Genomic DNA, 21571 nt, shown 5'->3' on the forward strand with positions numbered 1-21571 from the left:
GAGAGCTACGACGCCGGACTCCACCTCCGAGCCTCTCTGATCTGGATCAACGACCTCTTACCGACGACCGAATGATCACAACCTCACACAGGCCCTAGCTCACGGGCAAGGGCCGCGTCCATGTTCGGGAAGAACCCGTCCGCGTCACCGCGGGCCAGGGCGGCGGCGATGCCCGCGTCGATCTCCTCGGCTCGCGGGTCCGGGCGCCGGGCTCCGTCCGCGCCGGCGCGGGTTGGGCCGTTCCCCATCACCAGCAGCCCGACGCGGTCCGCCCACCTCGCCAGGTTGACGCCGTCCTCGCCGTTCGTGGGCCAATTCCGGGCGTCGTCCAGCTCGTAGGCACGCACCGGACCACTCCAGCCCGCCTGCTGCAACAGCCGCGCACCGACGGGGGGGCAGAGGCGGATCCACCCCGGTCATCCGCGTCCGGGGCCGTTCCCAGCGTCGCTTCTCCGTAGCAGCCCTGTGCTGCTACCAGCCCGGCGAACGCTCCCGCCTGATCTACGGCCCAAACGGCATACCGACCACAAGCGCGGCGGCCGCAAGCGCTTTGCCTGGACCGCCGCCGTTACCATCCTGGTCTGGGCGATCCGTTAGTGCCATGTCGCTATGCGCACCGGGCGGGGCGAGGCGGTGCCGTGCCCTGCCCCGGGACGATGGGCTCCCTCCGAACGGGTGAGATTGGCGGTTCGCATGGCGAGTTGTGAGGTGACTTCCCTAGGCTGCGGCGGCATGAAGGGGTGGCGTTTGGCGACCGCCTCACGGAGACAGGTGCGGGAGAGCACGGGTGGAGCCCTACAGCAGGCACGGCAAGTTGGTGCGGGACCGGATTCCGCAGATCATCCGCGAGGACGGGGCTGAGCCGGTCACCTACGCAGCGGGCCGGGAGGAATACCGCAGTCGGCTGCGGGACAAGCTCGGCGAGGAGGTCGCGGAGTTCCTCGAGGCGGATGAGGACTCGGCGCCGGAGGAGCTCGCGGACGTGCTGGAGGTCGTGCGCGCGCTCGCTGCGGACCTGGGGGTCGACGCGGATCAGCTGGAGAAGATTCGGGAGGCCAAGGCGGGCGAGCGGGGCGGCTTCGCCGACCGGATCGTCTGGACGGGCAACCGCTGACCGTCGGCCGCTTCGGCCGTCATTTCGGTACATGGCTTCGTGCGCAATCTCGCACGTGACTGAGTACGTTCGGTGGTACGTGACTTCGTGCACCAGTCCGCAGGCGGCTGGGGACGTTCGTAGGTGCGTTCCTCATGCCTCGGGCTTGGTCAGGACGGCATGGCACACGCCTGGCAGGGTCAGCACGGGGGCGCCGGCGGCGGGGACGAGTCCGGCCCGGCGGGCGAGTGCGGTGATCTCGCCCGGGTCGATGCCGCGCTGGAAGGTCCCCTTGCTCTGGCTGGACCAGAAGCCGTCGTGGTGGGCTGTCCATCCGCCGTCCGCGGCGGCCTTGGCGATCTCCTCGGGTGAGCGGGTGACGACCACGACATGCCCGCCGGGGCGGGCAAAGGACGCAACGTCCTTGAGGGCCTGGATGCGCTGCCAGGGGTCGGGCAGCACGTTGAGGACGAACATCGAGGTGACCAGGTCGAACCCTGTCCGCTCGGGGCGGGGCCAGCCGAAGTCGTCGTGCGGGTCGAAACCCTCGGCCTCCAGACCCGCTGAGTGGTAGTGGGCGACGTCGGTGCCGCGGCCGCAGCCGTGGTCCAGGACGCTGCGGACGCCGAGGGGACCGGTCAGGTGCTCGGTCACCGCCCGGGAGGCGGGGGAGGGCGCCTGGCGGCTCATCGCGGTCTTATGGGGCTGATACTCACGCCTGGCCTGGGCGGCGGGGCCGTCGCCGGTCACCTCGCTCAGCGCGAATAGGACGTCGTCAAGCTGGGCCGCCTGAAGGGTCAGGGGCAGGTCGATCAGCAGCGCGGAGTGGTCGGTGAACGCCGCCGGACCGTTTCGCACTGAAGCGTCCGCGATGACGGTGGTCGTCGCCGTCAGATGGTCGCTGAGCAGGGCGAGATCGCAGCGGAAGCGGCTGGGCTTGCCGTTGAAGATCCGCTCGAAGGTGAAGGCGGGACCCTCATCGGCGGTGGTGTCGACCAGGCTCGCGACCCGCGTCAGCTGCTGCAGAGCCTGCCGTTCGGCCTCGGTGGTGAAGGTGCTGGTCTCCTCACCGAACAGGCCGTCCGCAGCGCGGGGGGCGAGGTTGAAATCGCCGCAGACCAGCAGCGGGCGCCCCTTCTCAGCAGTCGTCATTGCGGCGAGCTCGGCCAGCTGGGCGGCCCGTGAGGCGCCGCCGTAGGCGTCGAGATGCACATGGAGGACGACAAGCCACTCCAGCTCGACCCGCTGAACCCAGGGGGCCAGCGAGGACACGGCCGGCGGGGCGAGGTCCTCGCTGACCCAGGCGGCCAGATGCCCGTCCCCGCCGGCGCAAACGAAGCCTCCCAGGGCCGGCGGCGTCCGGTCGGCAGGCTTGAACGGCTCCTGCGCGAGCACGATCTTCACGCCGTGCTCGCGGAGCCAAGCGGCGAGGTTCGCGCGGGCGCCGGAGGCACCGAGACGCTTGTTGAGGTTGACCGAGGCCAGCAGCACGAGGGTCCTCCAGAGCGGGGATTACAGGGGCAGGGGCCTGCCGGAGGCGGCCTCGTCACGGAAGGCGTCCCACAGGATGTTCAGCGGGTGAGAGGCGTCATATGTCTCGCGTTCCCCCTTGCGGGCGAATACGCCGGAGACCAGCTGGAGCATGGGGTCGAAGTCGTCGGCGAAATCGATGAGCCGGAAGTCCTCACCGGTGGGCAGCCGCCCGTCGACGGCGGCCTCGCCGATGGAGCGGGCACACAGCATGCACCCATAGGTCATGCGGGACCGCAACAGGGCGAGTCCGTAGTAGATGTCGTCGATCTCGGCGACGATCTGCAGCTGCGAGCGGAAGTCGGGCCCATACCAGTGCTCGACGAAGTCGGTGATCACTCCGCGCGAGGGGATCACCAGCGGCAGACTCCGCAGCCGGTCGACACCGACGGTCCTGGCGGCGAGCTCGCGCATTGGCAGGTTCGTCAGCAAGGCCAGGCCCTCGCGATGCCATTCGAGAAAGTCGTAGTCGGGGGCGACCCGGGCGGCGGCGGCGTCGGCCGCGAGTCCGCCGCACAGCAGGTCGACCTGGTTGGAGTCCAGGCGCTTCCAGAAGTCGCGGGTCCGCACATGTACGACCTTCAGCTCGACCTCCCGCTCCAGCAGCTGCGGGGCGACCCGCTCCCAAACCCGGCCCAGGAAGCCGAGGGTGAACTCCGTCGTCCCCACCGTCAGCGTCGAGCCGAGCCGGCGGCGGGAATCGGCTATGCCCTGCAGCCAGTCGGCGAACGTCGCCCGAGCCCGCTCGACGACCTCCAGCCCGGTCGGGGTGAACAGGAAGTCCCGCCCCCGGCCCTGCTTGACCACCAGCAACTCGCCGGTCATGGCCTGGAAGTTGCGGTTGAGGATGTCGAGCTGCTTCTGGACGCTGGACTGCTCGCGCCCCAGCACCTTCGCCGCGGCCAGCGCGGTCCCCGCCTCCCGCACCACGATCAGCGTCCGCAACTGGTCCCAGGTCATATCCAGAAGATCTGGGGAACACGAGATCAGATCAGCGCGGAATCCCTCCGGACCCGGCACCTTCAACGGCCCGGACCGCGACGACGGCACCATGACCCACCCTCCCTGACTTGGCCTCACCCAGCTTGCACTGTCCGCACGGCCAGCAGAACTGAACTTCTCCGCATTTCACCCCGAGAAAACCTTTAAATGTCCAACCGGACATATGGATATTGCGGACTATCCCGGGGAACATTTCAGCAGCCGCCTTCGATCCGATAGGCGATGATCACGGCGCTGCCTGAACCCGGGGGGTAAGCCATGCTCTCAGCCGAGTCGATCACCTGGCTGATCCAACAGGACGCTCTGCACTGGCCTGGCCAACTTCGCGGCAATGGACTGCTGTTGACGCTCGGCTCGCCGCTGCAGCCGTTGACCGCGCCGAGCACGCAGGTGATCGACCTAGCCGACCAGTCGAGCATCGACGGCCTCTACGGCGAGTCGGTCACCGACTGGACGAGCTACGAGATGATGCCCGGCGAGATGCTGCTCGGCTCAGTCGAACAGCCGCTGCGGCTCGGGGCCGGACTGGTGGGCATGATTGGCGGACTGAGCCACCTGGCCCGCGTCGGCCTGGCCGTCCACGTCACCAGCCCGTTCGTACTGCCCGGCTGGAACGGGCACCTCACGCTGGAGCTGGTCAACACCGGCCCCGCCGTCCTGCGTCTGCACCACGGCATGCCGCTGGGGCGCCTGCTCGTCTGCGCCCTGGACGGCCCCCGCTCCGACGACGTCGCATCCCACCCCTTCTACGGCCGCGAGGCCGACCTGAAGAGCCGATACGCCGACGAGTTCCCACCAACTTGAGTCAGAGGTGATCGTGATGGACTGCCAGTTCTGCACCGAGTTCACCGCACGCGAGGGCACGACCCGGATCATCACCAAGACCGCCGGCGGTTGGGTGCTGCTGCCGACCATCGGCTCCCTCACCCCGGGCTACTGCCTGTTCATGCCCCTTCAACACCTGGACGCCGCCGCCGACGTCACCCCCGCCGACCTTGAGCGGGTCGCCGAGGAGACCGAACAGATGCGCAAGCTGATTCAGGCCCGCTACGGGCCGGTGGTCTTGGCCGAACACGGACCGCGCGACTGCGAGTTGGGTGCGTCCTGCTGCAGCCACTGCCACCTGCACCTGATCCCCGTCCCCGACCCCGACCAGATCACCGCCGCCTACGAGAAGACCGGGGGGCCGGGCCTGCGGCTCACCTCCATGGCGGCCCTCCCGGAGGCCGCAGAGGGCTCCTACCTCTACCTCTCCCCGCGGCCCGGCGAGCACTACTACTGGCCCTCGGCGGGCTTCGCCCGGCAGTTCGTACGCCGCGTCTGCGCGGACCAGCACGGCATCGGCGACTTCTACGACTGGCGCGACCACCCCTTCACCGAGAACCGCGACCGCACCTTTGCCGAGCTGAGTGCCGACCTGCACCTCGCGGACGCCGCCTGAATCGAGAAGAAGGGGGACGGCGCGATGGCGATATCCCTGCCCCGCCCGTTACACACATTTGGCGCCGCAGAGCTGGAAGCGGCGGCCAAGGACCGGCGCTGGCCGAAGTGGCAGACCATGGCCCTGCTGCACTCGCTGAAATTGCCCGTGCTCAACGCCTGCCTCATCCAGCCCGGCGACAGCGCGGCGACCGTCCGCACCGCCGCCCACGTTCTGGCCGCCGCCACCGGCACGGAGACACTGATGATCCGCTCGGACGGCGGGGCGGAGAAGAAGCAGTACTACCGCGGCGGCAACACCTTCCCCGTCGAGGAGATCGGTCCCCGGGCCGCCGGGCTGCTGGCCTACGGGCGGGCGGTGATCCTCGCGGAGCCCACCAATCGCTTCACCAACCGCCTCACTGTCCTGGCCCGCATGGACAGGCCTGGTCCCGGCCGTCCCGGTTCGCTGACCCTGGAGGCTCTTGGGCCCGGCTACGACGTCGCGGACCTGACCCGCGGGCAGATCCCACCGCAGGTCACCGCCCACCTCGACGACGTCGACTTCGCCCACTACCAGCCGCCTCGCTGGCACGAGTGGAAGATCACGGACGACCAGTGTCCCGGCGGCGAGGACGCCCGCCGCACCCGCCGCCTTGAGCGGCTCGCCTCCCAGACCCTCACCGACGGCGGCCACCTCGACGGCGAGACCGGCCCCGGGCACGCCGAGACCTGGCTGCGGCAGCGCGGCTACCTGCACCTGTTCGGACCGCAGCCGACCCGTGAGGCCCTGGCCAAACGCGCCCGTCGGCTGTTCGAGGACGCCTTCTTCCTCGCCCGGTCCCAGCCGAACCGGAACTGGCACTGCCTGGCCACCGCGTTCTCCGTCTTCGAGGAGCCCCGCACCATCTACTGGGACCTGGTCGACGGCGAGCGCAAGTATGCCGCGACGGCACCGGCCGCTGCCCGACACGAGGAGCGGGCTGCATGAACACCCCATTGATCTACCTTGACCACCAGGCCACCACCCCGCTCGACGAACGAGTTCTGGAGGCGATGCTGCCGTTCTTCACCAGTGAGTACGGCAACCCCTCCAGCCCGCACACCTGCGGACGCACCGCCGCGCGGGCGATCCGCACCGCCCGCCGCCAGGTCGCCGACCTCGTCGGCGCCGGGGACGCACTGGAGATCGTCTTCACCTCCGGCGCCACCGAGGCCAACCACCTCGCGATCCTCGGCGCCGCCCTGGCCGTCCGCCCGCACGGCGGGCACCTCGTCGCCACCGCGATCGAGCACAAGGCCGTCCTCGCCGCCTGCCAGCGGCTCGTCGATCACCATGGCTACACCCTCACCCGCGTCGGCGTCGACGGGCACGGCCGGGTCCACCCCGCCGACATCGCCGCCGTCCTCACCCCGAACACCGTGCTCGTCTCGGTGATGCACGCCAACAACGAGATCGGCACCTTGCAGCGGCTCGCGGCCATCGCCGAGATCACCGCCCCACGCGGCATCGTTCTGCACACCGACGCCGCCCAAAGCGCGGGCTGCGGACTCCTCGACGTCGCCGAACTCGGCGTCGACCTCGCCTCTCTGTCCGCCCACAAACTCCACGGACCCAAGGGCATCGGCGCCCTCTACATCCGCGGCGGCACCCGCGTTGCCGCCCAGCAGACCGGCGGCGGACAAGAACGTGGACTGCGGGCCGGCACCCCCAACGTCCCCGCGATCGTCGGCTTCGGTGCCGCCGCCCACCTCATCACCACCGGCGCCGTCCCGTCCCCGCCCTGCATCCGGGCCTTGCGTGGCCGGCTCCAGGACCGCCTCCTGGCCGCGATCCCCGGCGCCATTGTCAACGGTCACCCGCACCGGCGATTGCCCGGGAACCTCAGCCTCACCATCCCTGGCATTGAGGCCATCGACCTCCTCGACCGCCTCCCCAACATCGCAGCCTCCACCGGCTCGGCCTGCAACACCGGAAGCGGCGAACCCTCCCACGTCCTCACCGCGGTCGGCCTCACCCGCGACCAGGCCCGCGCGACCCTCCGGCTCAGCATCGGCCGCACCACCACCGACACCGACGTCGACCAGGCCGCCGACCTCATCACCCGCACCGCACACACCCTGATGCCGGCGCCCGCCAACGCGGCCTGACCCGCCACCCGAACCGGACCGCCCCCGCAGAAAGATCCTCCAAGGTCCACCGACACGTCCAACGCCTTTACTGAGCGTTTTCAGCGTGGCCACTGATCGGGTGACGCTGGTCAGGTCGAGGTGAGGGCCGCAACGCACAAAGCCCCCGTGCCGTTGAGGGAGGTGTTCGCTCGGTACTCGTTCGCCGGCGCAAGGGGGGCGCCGTGCGCGATGGGGAGGCGTTCGTGTCGGTCTCCATCGGCCCGATGGCGGCGGCGTTGTCAGTGGCGCGTGGTAGACCTGTTCATCGGGAGAACTTGTCCTATTTTCCCGCTAGTTGATCGAGGTCGAGTGAAGAGGTGCGACATGGTCGAGACGGAACTTCCCGGACAGGGGGTGGTGTTCTGGCCTGTGGGCACGGGGGACTCCACCACGATCGTGGTCGGCGACAACCTGGTCATGCAGGTCGACCTGCGGGACATGAAGGCCGCCGACGAGGACGACGCGGTGGTCGCCGCCGTCATTGACCGCCTGGAGGAAACCCTTCCGCGACCCGACGAGACGACGCCCTACCTGGCGGTCTTCGCCCTGACCCACGCCGACTCGGACCACTGCTGCGGCTTCGGCGACCTTCTGGAGAGCTCCATCCTGATCGGGGAGATCTGGGCGACGCCCCGGCTGTGGCGCGAACTGTCCGAGGACAAGCCGATGTGCGAGGACGCACAGCGCTTCCAGGACGAGGTCGAGCGACGCGTGGACGCCACCCTCAAGGCCGTCAAGGACGGCAAGGAGCCGGCCAGCGGAAACCGGGTGCGTATCATCGGCTACGACGAAGACCGCGAACTGCACTCCTACGCCGAACTGCCCGACGAGTACTTCACCTTCCCCGGCGACGTGATCACCAAGATCGACGGCCAGGACGTCGAAGACCGGTTCGAGGCGTTCGTCCACGCACCGTTTAAGGACCACTGCGCAGGCGACCGCAACGACACCTCCTTGGCCCTGCAGGTACAGCTGAAGGCCAGTGACGGCACAGTCGGCCGACTGCTGTTCCTGGGCGACCTCGCCTACCCCATCATCAAGATGATCTTCGAGAACAGTGAGGCCGCGGGCAACGCGGACCGGGTGGAGTGGGACGTGCTGCTCTCCCCGCACCACTGCTCGAAGAAGGCCATGTACGCCGAGGGCGAGGACGGCGAGGAGGAGCTCAAGCAGGACCTTCTCGACCTGCTCCAGGAGCATGCCAGTCCGGACGCCCGGGTGATCGCCAGCTCGTTGCCCTTCCGCGAGAAGGACGAGAAGGGAAACAACCCGCCCCACCTGCTGGCTCGGGACGCCTACGCGTCGATCACCGACTACGAGGTGCTGTGCACGGGGGAGTACCCCTCCAAGAAGGAACCCCGTCCGGTGGTCTTCGCCCTGGAGCCAGGCCTGGGCCTCGAACTGGTGGACGTCGCCGACCTGGAGAACAAGGCCCGGATGCTGGAGGCCGCAGGCGGGGGACGCCGGCTGCTGGCCGCACTGGGTGCCTCCCGCTACCCGGCCGCGGCCTTCGCTGCCGGTGCCGGCCTGCCACACCCGCGGGGTACGGACGTCGCGCGCGCCGGTGTGCAGCAGGCCAGGGGTGACAAGGCCGAGCCCGCGGTGCAGATCGGATTCGGTGCCGCGTGAAGGACAGCACTACCCTAGAACTCACCGAGGGCCAGCAGCTCGCCCTCGACCAGCTGCACCGGATCGTCCAGGCATCTCGAGGATCGGTGGCGGCCACCCACGTGGCCGCCACAGCCGACGGGTACGTCGAGGCCCGGGTCAGCGTCGGCTGCGCCAACCTGCCGCCCACCCAGGACGGCCTGCGGCTGCGCAGCGTCGAGGCGGTCACCCTGCGGATCCCCCCGGACTTTCCCTTCAGGGCTCCCAGCGTGCGGACCCGGCACACCCGCTTCGCCGGCGCCCCGCACGTCAACTGGGGCCGCCACCTGTGCCTGTACCGCTCAACGGCGACCGAGTGGGATCCGGCCGACGGCATGTACGGGTTCATCACCCGCCTCCTGGACTGGTTCGAGGCGGCCGCCGCGGGACAACTGGACCGGCCCGGCGAACCCCTGCACCCCCCGAACGCCCTGACCGACCACACCGCGGGACTCCTCGTCATTCGCCACGACGCGCCCGTCGCACGACCGGACGGGCCGTGGCTGGGCGCCGCCGTACTGCACCAGGTCAACGACATCAGATGCGACGTCGTGGGCTGGCTCGCCGTCGAGGACCCCTGGCCCGACAGCCTGGAACAGCTGCGGGAGAGCGCTGCGCTGCCGGCCGACGCCCGCGCCTTCCTCGCCCCCGTCGTCGTCACCACGAAGCACCTGACGTTCGAATACCCGCTCACCGCGCGCGAGCTGGTGGAGTCCCTGGCCCGCGACCACATCACGCCGCGCCTGCTGCTGGGGCTGACGGGGTTCGTCGCAGGCCACAATCGCACCCTGCTGTGCCCCGACGCCGACGCCACCGTGTCGACCGGGGACGACGAGGACACCCCAGCCGCGCCGGTGCACCTGCTGCTGGGCACCCCCTCGCGGGGTATCGCCGGCGACGGGCCGCGCCGGACGCACCTGGTGGCCTGGCACCTGCCCGACTTCGCCGATCAGGTCGGGCGCCTGGCCGCCGACACTGCCTTCAGTGGGCATGCGTACCTGGCCGAACTCGGCGACGAGGTCGTCCGGTTCGGCACCGACTGGCTCGACCGCCAGAGCACCCGGTGGATGCGCGTCTACGAAGTCCGGCCCGAGGTCACGGTCCGACGCGATCACGCCACCCCCGCGGCCTGGTTGCGCGGCAAACGCATCCTCGTCCTGGGCGCGGGCGCCCTGGGAGCACCCGTCGCCGACATGTGCGCCCGCGCCGGAGCCGCACACCTCACGGTCGCCGACCATGGACTCGTCCACCCCGGAATCCTGGCCCGCCAGCCCTATACGGACGCCGACATCGGCTTTTCCAAGGCGAGTGTCCTGGCCGACCGCCTCAACCGGATCGACCCCCACGCCACCCATGTCGAAGCACTCGTCGGCAACGTCACCACCCGGCTGTCCGCCCTCGATCTGCACACCTTCGACCTGATCTGGGACTGCACCGCCAACCGCATCGTCCGCGCCCACCTCGAACGCGCCCGCCGCACCGACACTGCCCCCTGGCCCCACCTGGCCACACTGATGATCGGCCACCACGCCACCCGCGGCATCGCCGCCATCTCACTCCGCGGTGCCACCGGCGGTGGCACGGACGTCCTGCGGCGCACCGCGCTGGCCGCGCACGCCGATGCCACGCGCTCCTTCGACGACCTGATCGACGATTTCTTCCCCACCACACCCCCGACCGAGCTCTTCCAGCCCGAACCCGGCTGCTCGGACGCCACCTTCACCGGATCGGCCGCCGACGTCACCGCACTGGCCGGACAACTGGCGACCGGCGTCCTCCACGCCCTGGCCGAACCCGCCGACCGGCACACCATGGCCGTCCTCATCGTCCGCATGCCCACCGGCCCCACCGGCCCCACCAGCACCCAGCCGTCCGGGCCGTGCTGGCTGACCTGGCCCAACGACACCCTCGCCACCGACAAGGCCACCGGTTACGACGTGCGTATCAGCCCCGCCGCGATGGCCGAGATGCGCGCGGAAGCCCGCCGTGGCGCCCGCCTGCGGGGCCAGCGCGTGGAAACCGGCGGCTCCCTGCTCGGTGCCGTCAACGACGCCGCCGGAGTGATCTTCATCGACGAGGCCACCGGCCCGCCCCCCGACTCCCTGCTGACCGAGGCCTACTTCCAGCATGGCCTGGACGGCGTCAGCGGCCACCTCGCCGCCCGCCGCACGGCGACCGGCAACATCAGCCGCTTCCTGGGCATGTGGCACACCCACCCGCACACCGCAGCACAGCCCAGCACCACCGACCGCGCCGCCATGACCAGCCTCACCCTGCCCCTGGACGACGCCCCCGCCCGCGCCCTCATCCTCATCGCCGGAGGACCGCCCCCCGTCTGGCAGCAGTGGCTTACCACCGGCGACGCTCCCGACCTCTACACCCACCTCGCCACCCGCACCGTCTCGGCCGCATCCGAGCCGCTCCCACCGCAACCGCCCGCCCACCTCGGCCCCGTGCGTTGGTGGCCCGGCGGCTACTTCACCCGCCCCCTTCGCCCCGTCCCCGTCCCACGCAAGGGCCCCCGCTCATGACCCGCACCATCGGCCTCGCCCTGTCCGGCGGTGGTTCCCGCGCAGCCGCCTTCCACCTCGGCTGCCTGCGCGCCCTCAACGACCGTGACCTCCTCGACCGCATCCGGGTCGTTTCCGGCATCTCCGGCGGCTCCCTGCTCGCCGCCCTGTGGGCCTACGGCCCGAAAGACTTCTCCGACTTTGACACCCGCACCACCGACCTGCTGCGCTCCGGCCTGCAACTGGACATTGCACGCCAGGTCTTCAAGCCCTCCGCGGCCGCCCGCAACCTCACCGCGGCCGCCCGCGCAGGTACCCGCCAACTGTTCACCCGCACCACCCAGGTCACCGTCGCCCGCCCCGCCAACCGCACCGACGCCCTGGCCGCCGTCCTCGCCCACAAGGCGTTCGGCACCACCACCCTGGCCGACGTCACCCACCCCGGTCTCGACGTAGTTCTGACCGCCACCGACCTGGCCACCACCAACGCGGTTCGCTTCGGCAGCACCCGCAGCGGCTGCTCCCGCTACGGCACCATCACCGAGCCCGTCCACGTCGCCACCGCCGTGGCCGCCTCCGCCGCCTACCCCGCGCTCCTGCCAGCCCTGGAAAGCACCTTCACCTTCCAGCACCGCGACGGACACCACCAGCAGCACACCATGCTGCTCACCGACGGCGGCGTCTACGACAACCTCGGCCTGTCCGTCCTCGAACCGGGACGCTCACCGCACCACACCCAGCACGTCTACGACGTGCCCTTCATCATCGCCTGCGACGCCGGCCTGGGGGAACTCGCACTGAAGACACCGCACTTCATGCTCGGGCGCCTCAGCCGCTCCTTCGCCACCGTCCACCGCAAGGCCCAGGACTCCGCCCGCGCCCGCCTGCACGAGTGGGCCGCGAGCGGACGCATCGACGGTTTCGCCCTTGCCTATCTCGGAATGAAGGACGACCGCCTGCCTGCGCCGCCAGCCGACCTCGTTCCGCGCAGCGCGGTCGCCTCCTACCCGACCAACTTCGCCGCCATGGCCCGCAGCGACTTCGAGGCCATCACCACCCGCGGCGAACAGCTCATGCGCACCGTCCTGCCGATGCACCTGCGATAAGCACACCGATTCAAACCCGGCACCGAACCCGGCGGCGTCACCGGTCCTGCAGCCCTCAGGGGCAGACGTAGGTCCAGCAGGATTCGGGCTGAGTGCGTGCGGCACCTGGAAAGCAGAGGAACCAAGCCCATGTATACCCAACAGCCCCTTCGGCGCTTTGGTTCTCAATTCGTCCTCGAACAGCGGAAGCGCTACAGCAAGCGCCCGCCGGAGAACCGGATGCTCTCCTACGACCTAGCAGTTCTGGACGTGTACGAGCCCTGGCGCATCTGGCTGGACGAGCAACTCGATCTCCTCCCGCAGAACACCGCGAAGACCTTCGCCGCGAACCTGTGGCGCGACCAGAATTTCTGGCCCGACGTCATCGAGCTCGCTGCCGGCGCAGCGCTGCGCCGACGAGGCTTCGGTGTTGAATTTGAGCGGCGGTGGGGGAACCTGACACCGGACTGGACCGTAATCGATGACGACGGCACGCCGCTCGCCCTGGTCGAGGTCCTTACCCACAGCCCGCGGAAGGGAGCAACCGCGAAGATCAAAGCGTGGCACGCCCTGGTCGAGCGGTTGAAGGAAATCCCGGTCCCCGTCGTACTCACCGTGGCCGGTGACCCCTCAAGCCCGCTCCAGGCTCCCGATGCGGGTACCGCGAAGAAGATCGCCCAGGATCTGCGGCGTGTACTGCTGTCCCCTTTGCACCAGAGAGCCTTCCGGAGCCAGGGCTACACCTTCCTGCTCCAGGCCGATCCGAGCACAGGCCAGACCATGCGCGCTCCCGGGATGCGTACGATCCTGCTCCCCCCGAGCAATATCGCTGGCGTCGTCTCTGCCCAGTTGGTGGCCGCAGGGATCGAAAAGAAGGTCAGCAAATACCGCGCGCTGGCCGAGGAGACTGGGCTCCCGCTGATCGTCGCGGCAGGCGCGGACAAGTTCACCGGCCTCGAAGTCCAGCACCTCGACGATCTGCTGCGCGGCGCCCCCACGCTCAGCATGCAGTTCAACTTCGGCGACTCGTTCATCCACCACCCGGTCGAGATCGACCTGTCCAATCCGCCGCGCTGGACCATGCCTCCCGAGCTGGCCGGCGTGCTGTGGGTGAACAACGACTTCCCCTTCACCACAGCCTGGCGCCTCAACCCCATTGCGGCGAACCGCGTACCAGCCGCGCTCGCCGTCCAGGAGACCGAGCCCTCAGCCCCGACCGCAGCCGGAGCGTAGAGGTCATGCACGTGACCCCCTTCTCATCGGGCAGCTGAATCAAGGCGCGCAGATTGAGGGACCGCTTTGGGCGGCTTCAGTGACTCTGGCAGGCCGTTCAGGGGAGCGTCGATGAGAGGACAGCCGGGGAGCAGGGGGCCGCTGGGGTAGTCCCGTGGCCCGCTGTGCCGGTTGTCGTTTAAGTGGCATCTGTGGATGGCGGGTTGACGGGTTGGTGGTCTGTGGTGTCGGTGGGGGGTTGTGGTTGATGGCCGTGGAGGCGGTAGGGCATGTCGTCGGGGTGGCGGTGCATGCGGGCTTGGCGCCATGCGGTGTCGTAGGACAGGGAAGTGGTGCTGCGTTGCTGGATGAACACGGCCCGGAAACTGGTGACGGGGTCGAGGACGGCCCGCCACAGAGCGAGTTTCATGGGTGGGCCTTCCACTGCGTCGCAGGGGCGAAGGCGTCTGGTTCTGGAGTGATGGCGTCGGCGGGCAGATTGCCGCCGTTGAGGGTTTTGAGAGAGTCGAGAAGGGCGAGCATGGCCTGTTGCTGCTTCTCGGTGTCGTGGAAGCCGTTGCCGAGCTGCTCCCACTGCTGCATCAGCGGGGACCACCATCGGTCGCAGGACTTGATCAGCCGGGCGAGGCGCTGGAGTTCGGCGACGTGGTCGTCGCTGAGTGCGCCAGGGGAGTGGTGCTCGAGCCGGTCCAGGACGACGAGGCCGGGATGGTCGTAGAGGTGGGTTTTGAGGAAGCGCAGCCGGCGGATGCGGTGGTCGTCTGCCTGTCGCTGGTGCAGGAAGTCTGCTGCATCGGGCGGTAGTTGCAGGACTGCCCGGGCGGAGAGCAGACGGTATTGCGCGGTGCGGTATCCGTGAGGCAGGGCGGCGTTTACTGCGTCCTGGGCTGCGGGGAGGTCGGTGGCGGGTAGGCAGGCTGCGGCGTCGAGTGCTGAGGCGTGGACGTGGGTGCGGACGGCTTCTTCGACGCACGGCTGGCTACGCCAGTGGGGGCGCCAGCTGATGGTGTAGAGGGCTTGGAAGCTGATGCCGTCCGTAGCGGTGGGCAGCAGGCGTGGCCCGCTGCAGGTGGTGGTACGCACCGGGTGCTGCCATGGCCATCTCATGCTCCGTCTCCCGGTGGCGGAAAGACGGAGCGGAGACGGACATCGACGAGGTGGTGGTAGAAGTCGTCCGCGACGCTTGCGCCCTCGGTGGTGGATAGGCCCTGCAGTTCCTGCATGAGCGAGGCGCCGGCCTGGAACATGTTGTGCCCTCGCAGGGCGGGCAGCAGATGGTCCCGCAGCTGCGGGTACAACTCGGGGTCGTCGGCGCATGCACGGATCCATGCGGTCAGACGGGGGATGATCTCGGTCGTGGTGTCGGAGTCCTTAAGCAGGTCGTGCACGGCACGGACAGCGTCGATGTCCGACGCGGAAGGGGACATCAGCCACGGCATGCCGTTGTCGGTGAGGAGGGTCAGCGCCATGAAAGCGAGGCCGCCGCTGCGGGCGGACCCCTTGTCCTGCTGCCAGCTCCTGACCTCGGCAACCAGCCGCCGCTTGACTTCAGGCTGGCCGGCAAGCTCTTGGAAGACGGTCAGGACACTCCTGCGGGTCTCCGGATCATCGCTGGACTGTGCGACCCGCCGCAGACGGACCATCGCCATTTTGACGGCCGAGACGGTGACGTCGGGCTCTTGGAGAATGCGCTGGCAGACTTCGATCACCACGGCCGCATACTCGGAGCGGCCGCCGGCCCACCGGTACAGCATGCTCCAAGCGAGGCGACCGACGTGTTCATCACGGACCGCGTTGTCCATGACGGTGCCCAGCACGTCCGGGCGGACCCCGCTGGTGATTTTGCCGAGACGATCGAGGTACTCCACCGTCCCGTGCCGCACGGTCAACTCTGTCAGTACCTGTACGGCCCGGTCCTCCGGCGAGGCGTCTGCAGCTGTGCCGACCAGCCAGGAGATCAGTGGATCGCGCATGACGTCGTAGTTGTCCCAGACGTACTCGAGCACGGCACGGCCGTAGGCAGGCCTGTCGAAGACGACGACGTCCTGATTGTTGACGTCGGCTCCGACATCGATGATGCGGCGGCGCAGTCCCCGGCTGGAGAACGCACTGCGCACCTGCGAGAGCGCCCCAGCGGGGGCGGGTGAGCTTTCGATGCTTTCCTGCAGCTTGCTTGCACTGCGGGTCACCTGGGGCATGGGAGCGGACTGCCACACGGCCAGGGCCAGAAGCAGGCAGCGGTCTTCCAGAGTCAAAGAGGCCCTGCCGCTGCCGTGCTGCACGGTGGATTCTCCGAACCGGGAGTCGAGTTCACCGCGCCAGTCGGTCAGCGCCGCTTCGATGCGCTGGACGAGCGTGAGCGACTCGGCGACTTCCTCGGCGACCGGAGGTCCGGGCCGCTGCTCGAGGTGAAGATGCTCCTGCCAGGCATCCACGACCGTGCGCGCGGCGCGTGCTGCGGCTACGGCGTTCAGACCACGCACGCTGGCCTGAGCCTGGGCCGATGAACGCAGCACGGCGGTCAGGCGGCTGTAGCCGTGGGTGTCCAGGTGCGCCTCGATCACGGCCAGAGCGTCGGGGGCCTGACGCAGGCGCAGAACGTGGATGCCGCTGCGCTCTCCCAGCCGGTGGTCGGTCCACAGATCCTCCGCTACGGACAGCACCAGATGTGAGCGGGCGCCGCGGAGGCTCTCAGCATGCTTGGACAGCGCATTGAGGAAGTCGACCGACAAGGCGTCGTTCGCCGGATGCTTCAGGTCGAGCTGGTAGGCGTGGTCCCTCTCCAACGGCAGGCGGCCCCTGGAGGGGCTGCTCCAGTCCGCGTCCAGTTTCACCAGGGGGACGTGGTCGGGGGTGTGCTCTGCCAGCAGTCGCAGACTGAGCGCTGTGGAGCCGAACGCGCGTGGTGCGACAACGATGAGTACGGGTTGGCGGAGGCCGCCCGCGCCCGGGTGCAGAGCCTGGGCCCACAGCTCGGTCCAGTGGTCGTTGCGGACGAATGGCTGCTGCAGAAGGGTGACGCGGTCTTGGACGTCACCTTCCAGCAGATCCCGTTTGCGGGTCTCGAGGATCAGCTCGTTGATGTGCTGTGCGACGACGTCGACATCACGGTGCACGTGGATCGCGCCGTCGCTCGCGTGCAGAGTAGGTCCTTCTTCCCGGCCGGCAGGAGCAGTGTCTGGGGGAGCGGGGGGTGTGCTGGTGTGGTTACTGCCTTCGCGCACGTCCTGGTTGCGGCGCCAGGACGACTTCCAGCCGTGGGGTGCGGGCGGTGCAACAGCGTCGGTTTCAGGCGCAGGTTGGCGCGTGCGGGCGGGATCGTTCGGGACATCGGACATGAGGGCACTCCAGGAGAGTGAAGCGGGGTACGGGCCAGCGCGGATACCGGTCAGCGATGCGGATACGTGTTGCGCACGCGTTCGATGTGACCGCCCACCGTGGCCCCGTACAGCGGTGCGTGGAACTGGATGCCGCCGCCCTGGGAGGCGGATGCTGCAGACGGAGCGGCGCCTGACGGCCCGGGCTCGGCAGAGGCACCGGCCCCGGGCGAACCCGGCCCCGGTTCCCCGCTCAGGTACGGCGTGATGGCAGCGCCGGGCATGCCGGGCACGTGGAGATGGCACAGCGCTTGGTAGCCCGGCTTGTCACTGACCCGAGCGGTGGCCTGAGCGAAGTGAAGGGGCGCCAGCTCAGCGGTGTAGCCGCCGTGGACACACCGCTGGTAGGCGGTCTCGGACAGGACACCGGCGAGGAAGGAGCCGGTGTCAGCCGCAGACTGCAGAGCTTGACGTACGGCCTGGCTGTCAAGGAGCCGGCTGACATCAACCAGGGCATTGCCGCTGCGGAGCTCGGGTCCGGTCACGGGCCCGGCATGCACGGCCACCCGCAGCCGCACGAGAGGACTGCTGGCCAACCGTTGCTGGTCGTAGCGCCCCAAGGCTGCGCTGAGGCGTCCGAGCAGGGGGTCGATGATCCGTGCGAGGACATCAGGAGGGAACAGCAGGATCGCGCCGTCCCCGCCGTCCTTGTACGAGTGGGGCAGCGTCTGGGGATCAGGCAGTCCGCAGTCGGCGAGCACGTTGGTCACGATGTCGTCCACGTCGGACCGCGTGCTTTCCATCATCGCTTCGGGGATCTGGCTGTACTTCTCCATGTCGAGAGCCAGCAGGGCGAACTCGGCCGGAATCTGAGTCTCTTCCGGGTGCGGCGACGAAGACATGCGGGCACCGGCCTTTCAGCACGAGCGGTCAGGTGAGTGCCCCATGCTGATGTGGTCCAGCCGACGCCGGTGCCCACCAGTGGGCATGCCCGGCATGCCGCGCATCACGTCTGCATCTGTGCGTGTGACTGAATGGCATGAATGTTGCAGACGAGCAGCCCGCCGCCTGACGCGGTACGCACCCAGCCTTCCTCCCGCCACGGTCGAAGAGCCGATCCGACAGCGTTTCGGGACGCGCCGATCAACTGGGACAGCTCAGCCTGAGTCAGTGGAACGGAATGCTGCGCCGACACGGTTGAGGAAGCCTTGACCAGGCGCCCGAGAGCCGATGCCAGACGCACGGGGACGGATGCCGTGGCAAGCTCAAACCGGACCGCGTCTGATTCCCGCACCCGAGCGATGGCGTGGCGAAGCAACGGGGTCAGCAGCTCGTGCGTGTTCACGAACTTGAGGAATTCAGGAGCCGGCACGATGTGCACGTGACAGGCTTCTGCGGCGATGACTGTGGCTGTGCGCGGCCTGTCGTCGAGAACGGCCAGCTCGCCGAGCAACTCTCCGGCCCCGCGTACGGCCAGAAGCGTCTGCCCCCCGCTGGCCCCGGCCAGCGTGACCAGCGCTGAACCGGAGTCCAGCAGGATCACGTGCGTTGCAGGATCTCCCTGCCGCAGCAGTATGCTCCGTGCCGGGCGCACACGCTGTGGCGTGAGCGCCCGCAGGCGGCTCCACAGCATTTCGCCGATCACCTGGACCCGCGGCGGCTGATACACCCATCCCCCTGGTGCGATTCGGGTGGTTCATCACATACGTCGAGATCCTCTCAACTAAATGCGCAACTGATCAACAGTCCCATTCCGGCCACTAGTAGAGCCGCCAGGACAAGGTCACCAGCCAAGCGGACCAAGCGGAGCTTCCTGTCAGCCAACTGAGACAAAGCCTGCAGCCGGAGCTCTTCTCTCTCCCGCCTGACAACTGGACTAGTCAGCCGACTACTTGCACCAGGACCACATCCGCCATGCCCACACGACCCCCCGGCCAGTACCCTGCGCAGCCCACCGCTCGGCAGCACCGGACGCAACGCCAGCAGCGCAGTACCCACTGCAGCAACAAGCAGAAGACAGCTGACAGCCAGAACAAACACCGCCCCCAAGGCGACGCTCGTCTTCTGCGTAAGCGCAGCCACGGATAGAGCCAACAGGCCGCCGGCTACACCACAGAGGGTCGTCGCCTTTGTGTCCGCACGCTGCACTTCGGTAAAAGCCCGTCCATCGAGCTTTTGTAGAAACTCCGCGTAGGAGTGACAGCCGTCCACATCGCCGCAATCCACAGCAACTCCTTCCGCTACGCCCTGCTTCACGGAAGATCCTGCCTGTCCAGAACAGGAACGGCTGCCCACCAAGGGGCCAGGACCGTGCAAGGTCAGTCACTGCGCACGGCGCGCATTCCCAGGACATTCTCCAGCGTCGCAGCGCCCCGGAAGGTAGGCCTGTACGCAGCGCCGGAGGCAGTCCGGTGCCGACGGCGTATGCGCTTGGCGGGAATGGCCGGGAGTGCGGGCTGTGAGGGTCCGGTAACCAGCGTTCAATACTGGGCAGGAAGCTTTTGGGCATGCGGAGACGGTTTCTGCAGGGTTTGTGCAGTGACGGGGGCGTGATGCCTGCGCACCGGTTTGTGCCAGAGCGGAACTGCCAGAGTGCTGTCTTCCTCAGTACATTGCACCACCGACCAGGACCGCATCCGGCACCTCACCGTCGCCTCCCGCCGTAGTACGCCGCCTGCCTCTTCGAGGCTCAGGAGGCCGGCGCCACCGACCAGCAGCTGCGGGAGATCACGGCCGAGGCGCTGAAGGAGGTGTATTTCCAGGACGGCGGCCGCCGCGCCAGGAGCCTGGAGGAGGTCCGCCTTACCGAAGTCGAGCACCTGGAGTTTGACCTGTAGCAGCGTCCCGAACAGCGCGCAGGCCCGGACCGGTGTGGCTGACTATTACAGATGGCAGATGGGTGCTCTACCCGGCGGGAATGAGCGGTGCCGCCGACGGCGCAGACCGCGGCTGTGGTTGTGCCGAGCACATTGGCGGCCTCGGCGCCGGTTATCGCTATGACGGTGCCGCCGAGCACGCCCACGACGAGCGTGCTCGGTTGGCCTGGTCGAGTCGGTCGGCCGCACCTCGCACATGTCGGCGGCGGGGCGGCCGGTGTGGCGGGACCTGTGGAACCTGACCACCGCCGGCCTTGCCTCGGCCGCCTCGGAGGTGGGACGCCCGGTCAAGGAGATGGGCGGCACGGCCCGGGACGCGGCGAGGGCCGGCGCCCCGCACGCCCTGGCGGTCACCGACACGATCGACGCGTTTCGCCAGTCACCACCGTTGCCCACGAAACCCGTTGCCCGCCGCACAGACCCCACTACCACCGCCCCGGTTCCCGCGCAGGCGCGCCCGCTGCCGCTCCCGGTCTCGGGTACGTTCACCACCCCTGCCCGGGGCAGTCTGCGAGCGGACGCGGTGCTGAGGGCCCCGGAGGACGGGGTGCCGGTGATGTTCGTGGAGGTCGACAACCACACCGAACCCGCAGCCGTGGTCGCGAGGAAGGTGGAGAACTACCGCCGGTTCTTCCAACGCACCGTGAAGGACCATCAGGGTGTGGACGTGCCGTTCTGGTCGACCCGGTGGGACGACTCCTCCCGCGCCGGCTACCCGCCCCTGGCCCTCGTCTTCGCGAAGAACGTCAGCCCCGACACAGCCATGAACCGCATGAAGAGCATCCACGACCTGTCCACCCCCTGCTGGCAGGGACGCTGGCACAGCGGCAGCAGCTATGACCGGGCCTCCAGCGACGGCTACCGGGACTACGCCCGCACCATCCCCGTCCTGGCCACCACCCTGACCCGCCTCCAGCAACACGGACCCCACGGCCCCGTCTGGTGGCGCTTCGGACACCCCGCCCCCGACACCCTCGGGCACCCCGCCCCCGACACCCTGGGACAGCCCACCTTCGAAAGCCTCGAGCAAGCCCTCGACAACCCCGACGACTACAGCCCCTACCACGCCCGCGAAGAGCGACGCCGCCTCGAGCACCACAGGAGGAACGCGGGCGCCAGGAGGAGGAAGAGACCGAGCGCCGGCAGAAGGCGGCCGCGTGGCCGTGCCCGACCTGCGACCGCGAAGTCTGGCCGGACGACGGCTGGGAGCCCCGGCCCACCGGCAGTGACTGCAGCGACTGCACCAGCACCAGAAGGCGCGAGCAGGCGGACACCGCCGCCCGGGCCGCCGAGGAGGAGGAAGGCCGGGAAGAGGCCAGGAGGAACGGCCTCTTCGGCTTCCTGAGGTGACCCTCAAATGGCTTTGTTCGCGAGAACCGGCTCTGGCCCAACTTCTGTGACGTGGCGCGGTCGCCTGGAACGGCCCAGCCTGAAGCGGGGGAATCGGCAGCTCAGCGCGTTACGCGGAGATCACCCGTTCCGGGTGGCGGCGTTCCGGCGGCTGCTCGTGGCGCAGCGCGTACCACCGCGCGACAGTCGAGCGGCCCGCCCCGGTGTGCCGGTGATCCACGCACGACTCACGACCGCCCCGCTTCCCCTCGAAGACCCGGAGGCCCGCTTTCCCTCGAAGGAACAGGAAGTGATGATCCGGCCCGTCCGTGCGCTACTTCCAATGTCCGTCGCGGCA

The 21571-nt window shown here is 69.0% G+C and carries 18 protein-coding genes and 2 pseudogenes; 12 read left to right on the forward strand and 8 right to left on the reverse strand.

Annotation, left to right across the window (positions count from 1 at the left end; genetic code table 11):
• Positions 1-83: 83 nt before the first annotated feature.
• Entirely contained in the window at positions 84-347 is a 264-nt protein-coding gene (locus IA22_RS0132800) for a class III extradiol ring-cleavage dioxygenase family protein (protein WP_051694887.1), read from the reverse strand.
• A gap of 11 nt (positions 348-358) precedes the next feature.
• On the opposite strand from IA22_RS0132800, the pseudogene IA22_RS38390 reads away from it, so the two are divergent.
• A pseudogene (locus IA22_RS38390) lies at positions 359-588 on the forward strand (IS630 family transposase); the annotation flags it as partial.
• Positions 589-787: 199 nt separating this feature from the next.
• On the forward strand, positions 788-1114 hold the full coding sequence (locus IA22_RS0132805) for a nucleoside triphosphate pyrophosphohydrolase (protein ID WP_030125762.1): 327 nt from the start codon (positions 788-790) through the stop codon (positions 1112-1114).
• 132 nt (positions 1115-1246) lie between these two features.
• Here the strand turns inward: IA22_RS0132805 and IA22_RS0132810 are convergent, their stop codons facing one another.
• Together IA22_RS0132810 and IA22_RS0132815 are read right to left on the reverse strand one after the other, a co-directional pair.
• Positions 1247-2584 (reverse strand): endonuclease/exonuclease/phosphatase family protein, encoded by a 1338-nt coding sequence (locus tag IA22_RS0132810; RefSeq protein WP_030125763.1) that lies wholly within the window; start codon positions 2582-2584, stop codon positions 1247-1249.
• Between the two features lie 21 nt (positions 2585-2605).
• Positions 2606-3583 carry a LysR family transcriptional regulator gene (locus IA22_RS0132815; protein ID WP_245229649.1) on the reverse strand — a complete coding sequence of 326 codons (978 nt, stop codon included), beginning with the start codon at positions 3581-3583 and terminating at the stop codon, positions 2606-2608.
• 300 nt (positions 3584-3883) lie between these two features.
• Between IA22_RS0132815 and IA22_RS34850 the strand changes: the two genes are divergently transcribed.
• From IA22_RS34850 to IA22_RS0132855, 8 genes are all read left to right on the forward strand, one after another.
• Complete coding sequence (locus tag IA22_RS34850; RefSeq protein ID WP_051694888.1) at positions 3884-4429, forward strand: dCTP deaminase; 546 nt, start codon at positions 3884-3886, stop codon at positions 4427-4429.
• 13 nt (positions 4430-4442) lie between these two features.
• Complete coding sequence (locus IA22_RS0132825) at positions 4443-5066, forward strand: hypothetical protein (protein ID WP_276329163.1); 624 nt, start codon at positions 4443-4445, stop codon at positions 5064-5066.
• Between the two features lie 24 nt (positions 5067-5090).
• Positions 5091-6035, forward strand: a complete 945-nt coding sequence (locus IA22_RS0132830; protein WP_030125767.1) for a hypothetical protein — start codon at positions 5091-5093, stop codon at positions 6033-6035.
• Positions 6032-7195 (forward strand): cysteine desulfurase family protein, encoded by a 1164-nt coding sequence (locus IA22_RS0132835; RefSeq protein WP_038273312.1) that lies wholly within the window; start codon positions 6032-6034, stop codon positions 7193-7195. Before IA22_RS0132830 ends, IA22_RS0132835 begins: the two co-directional genes overlap by 4 nt.
• A 345-nt stretch (positions 7196-7540) precedes the next feature.
• Positions 7541-8845 carry a ComEC/Rec2 family competence protein gene (locus tag IA22_RS0132840; RefSeq protein ID WP_051694890.1) on the forward strand — a complete coding sequence of 435 codons (1305 nt, stop codon included), beginning with the start codon at positions 7541-7543 and terminating at the stop codon, positions 8843-8845.
• Positions 8842-11394 carry a ThiF family adenylyltransferase gene (locus IA22_RS0132845; protein WP_081889913.1) on the forward strand — a complete coding sequence of 851 codons (2553 nt, stop codon included), beginning with the start codon at positions 8842-8844 and terminating at the stop codon, positions 11392-11394. Before IA22_RS0132840 ends, IA22_RS0132845 begins: the two co-directional genes overlap by 4 nt.
• A complete protein-coding gene (locus IA22_RS0132850; RefSeq protein ID WP_030125771.1) occupies positions 11391-12479 on the forward strand; it encodes a patatin-like phospholipase family protein in 1089 nt (362 codons plus the stop codon). Before IA22_RS0132845 ends, IA22_RS0132850 begins: the two co-directional genes overlap by 4 nt.
• A gap of 129 nt (positions 12480-12608) precedes the next feature.
• On the forward strand, positions 12609-13691 hold the full coding sequence (locus IA22_RS0132855; RefSeq protein WP_157840973.1) for a hypothetical protein: 1083 nt from the start codon (positions 12609-12611) through the stop codon (positions 13689-13691).
• 405 nt (positions 13692-14096) lie between these two features.
• Here IA22_RS0132855 and IA22_RS0132865 read toward each other — a convergent pair whose 3' ends face one another.
• The 5 genes from IA22_RS0132865 to IA22_RS38470 all read right to left on the reverse strand — a co-directional run bounded on the left by IA22_RS0132865 (position 14097) and on the right by IA22_RS38470 (position 19303).
• Positions 14097-14798 (reverse strand): hypothetical protein, encoded by a 702-nt coding sequence (locus IA22_RS0132865; RefSeq protein ID WP_245229650.1) that lies wholly within the window; start codon positions 14796-14798, stop codon positions 14097-14099.
• A complete protein-coding gene (locus tag IA22_RS0132870) occupies positions 14795-17029 on the reverse strand; it encodes a hypothetical protein (protein WP_245229651.1) in 2235 nt (744 codons plus the stop codon). Before IA22_RS0132870 ends, IA22_RS0132865 begins: the two co-directional genes overlap by 4 nt.
• A gap of 50 nt (positions 17030-17079) precedes the next feature.
• Entirely contained in the window at positions 17080-17910 is an 831-nt protein-coding gene (locus IA22_RS0132875; protein WP_030125776.1) for a hypothetical protein, read from the reverse strand.
• Between the two features lie 104 nt (positions 17911-18014).
• On the reverse strand, positions 18015-18677 hold the full coding sequence (locus IA22_RS0132880; RefSeq protein ID WP_030125777.1) for a Crp/Fnr family transcriptional regulator: 663 nt from the start codon (positions 18675-18677) through the stop codon (positions 18015-18017).
• Positions 18678-18727: 50 nt separating this feature from the next.
• Entirely contained in the window at positions 18728-19303 is a 576-nt protein-coding gene (locus tag IA22_RS38470; RefSeq protein WP_479680727.1) for a Pycsar system effector family protein, read from the reverse strand.
• Between the two features lie 321 nt (positions 19304-19624).
• On the opposite strand from IA22_RS38470, the pseudogene tpg reads away from it, so the two are divergent.
• A pseudogene (gene tpg / locus IA22_RS37900) lies at positions 19625-19845 on the forward strand (telomere-protecting terminal protein Tpg); the annotation flags it as partial.
• A 235-nt stretch (positions 19846-20080) separates the two neighbouring features.
• On the forward strand, positions 20081-21229 hold the full coding sequence (locus IA22_RS0132890) for a replication-relaxation family protein (RefSeq protein ID WP_051694891.1): 1149 nt from the start codon (positions 20081-20083) through the stop codon (positions 21227-21229).
• Positions 21230-21571: the final 342 nt, after the last annotated feature.

The sequence above is a fragment of the Kitasatospora papulosa genome (assembly GCF_000717245.1).
Taxonomy (GTDB): domain Bacteria; phylum Actinomycetota; class Actinomycetes; order Streptomycetales; family Streptomycetaceae; genus Streptomyces; species Streptomyces papulosus.

Excerpts from the sequence above, each read along its gene's own strand:
- IA22_RS0132815 (WP_245229649.1), bottom strand. The coding sequence starts at position 3,583 with ATGACCTGGGACCAGTTGCGGACGCTGATCGTGGTGCGGGAGGCGGGG.
- IA22_RS34850 (WP_051694888.1), top strand. The coding sequence starts at position 3,884 with ATGCTCTCAGCCGAGTCGATCACCTGGCTGATCCAACAGGACGCTCTG.
- IA22_RS0132830 (WP_030125767.1), top strand. The coding sequence starts at position 5,091 with ATGGCGATATCCCTGCCCCGCCCGTTACACACATTTGGCGCCGCAGAG.
- IA22_RS0132835 (WP_038273312.1), top strand. The coding sequence starts at position 6,032 with ATGAACACCCCATTGATCTACCTTGACCACCAGGCCACCACCCCGCTC.
- IA22_RS0132840 (WP_051694890.1), top strand. The coding sequence starts at position 7,541 with ATGGTCGAGACGGAACTTCCCGGACAGGGGGTGGTGTTCTGGCCTGTG.
- IA22_RS0132850 (WP_030125771.1), top strand. The coding sequence starts at position 11,391 with ATGACCCGCACCATCGGCCTCGCCCTGTCCGGCGGTGGTTCCCGCGCA.
- IA22_RS0132855 (WP_157840973.1), top strand. The coding sequence starts at position 12,609 with ATGTATACCCAACAGCCCCTTCGGCGCTTTGGTTCTCAATTCGTCCTC.
- IA22_RS0132865 (WP_245229650.1), bottom strand. The coding sequence starts at position 14,798 with ATGAGATGGCCATGGCAGCACCCGGTGCGTACCACCACCTGCAGCGGG.
- IA22_RS0132870 (WP_245229651.1), bottom strand. The coding sequence starts at position 17,029 with ATGTCCGATGTCCCGAACGATCCCGCCCGCACGCGCCAACCTGCGCCT.
- IA22_RS0132875 (WP_030125776.1), bottom strand. The coding sequence starts at position 17,910 with ATGTCTTCGTCGCCGCACCCGGAAGAGACTCAGATTCCGGCCGAGTTC.
- IA22_RS0132890 (WP_051694891.1), top strand. The coding sequence starts at position 20,081 with ATGTCGGCGGCGGGGCGGCCGGTGTGGCGGGACCTGTGGAACCTGACC.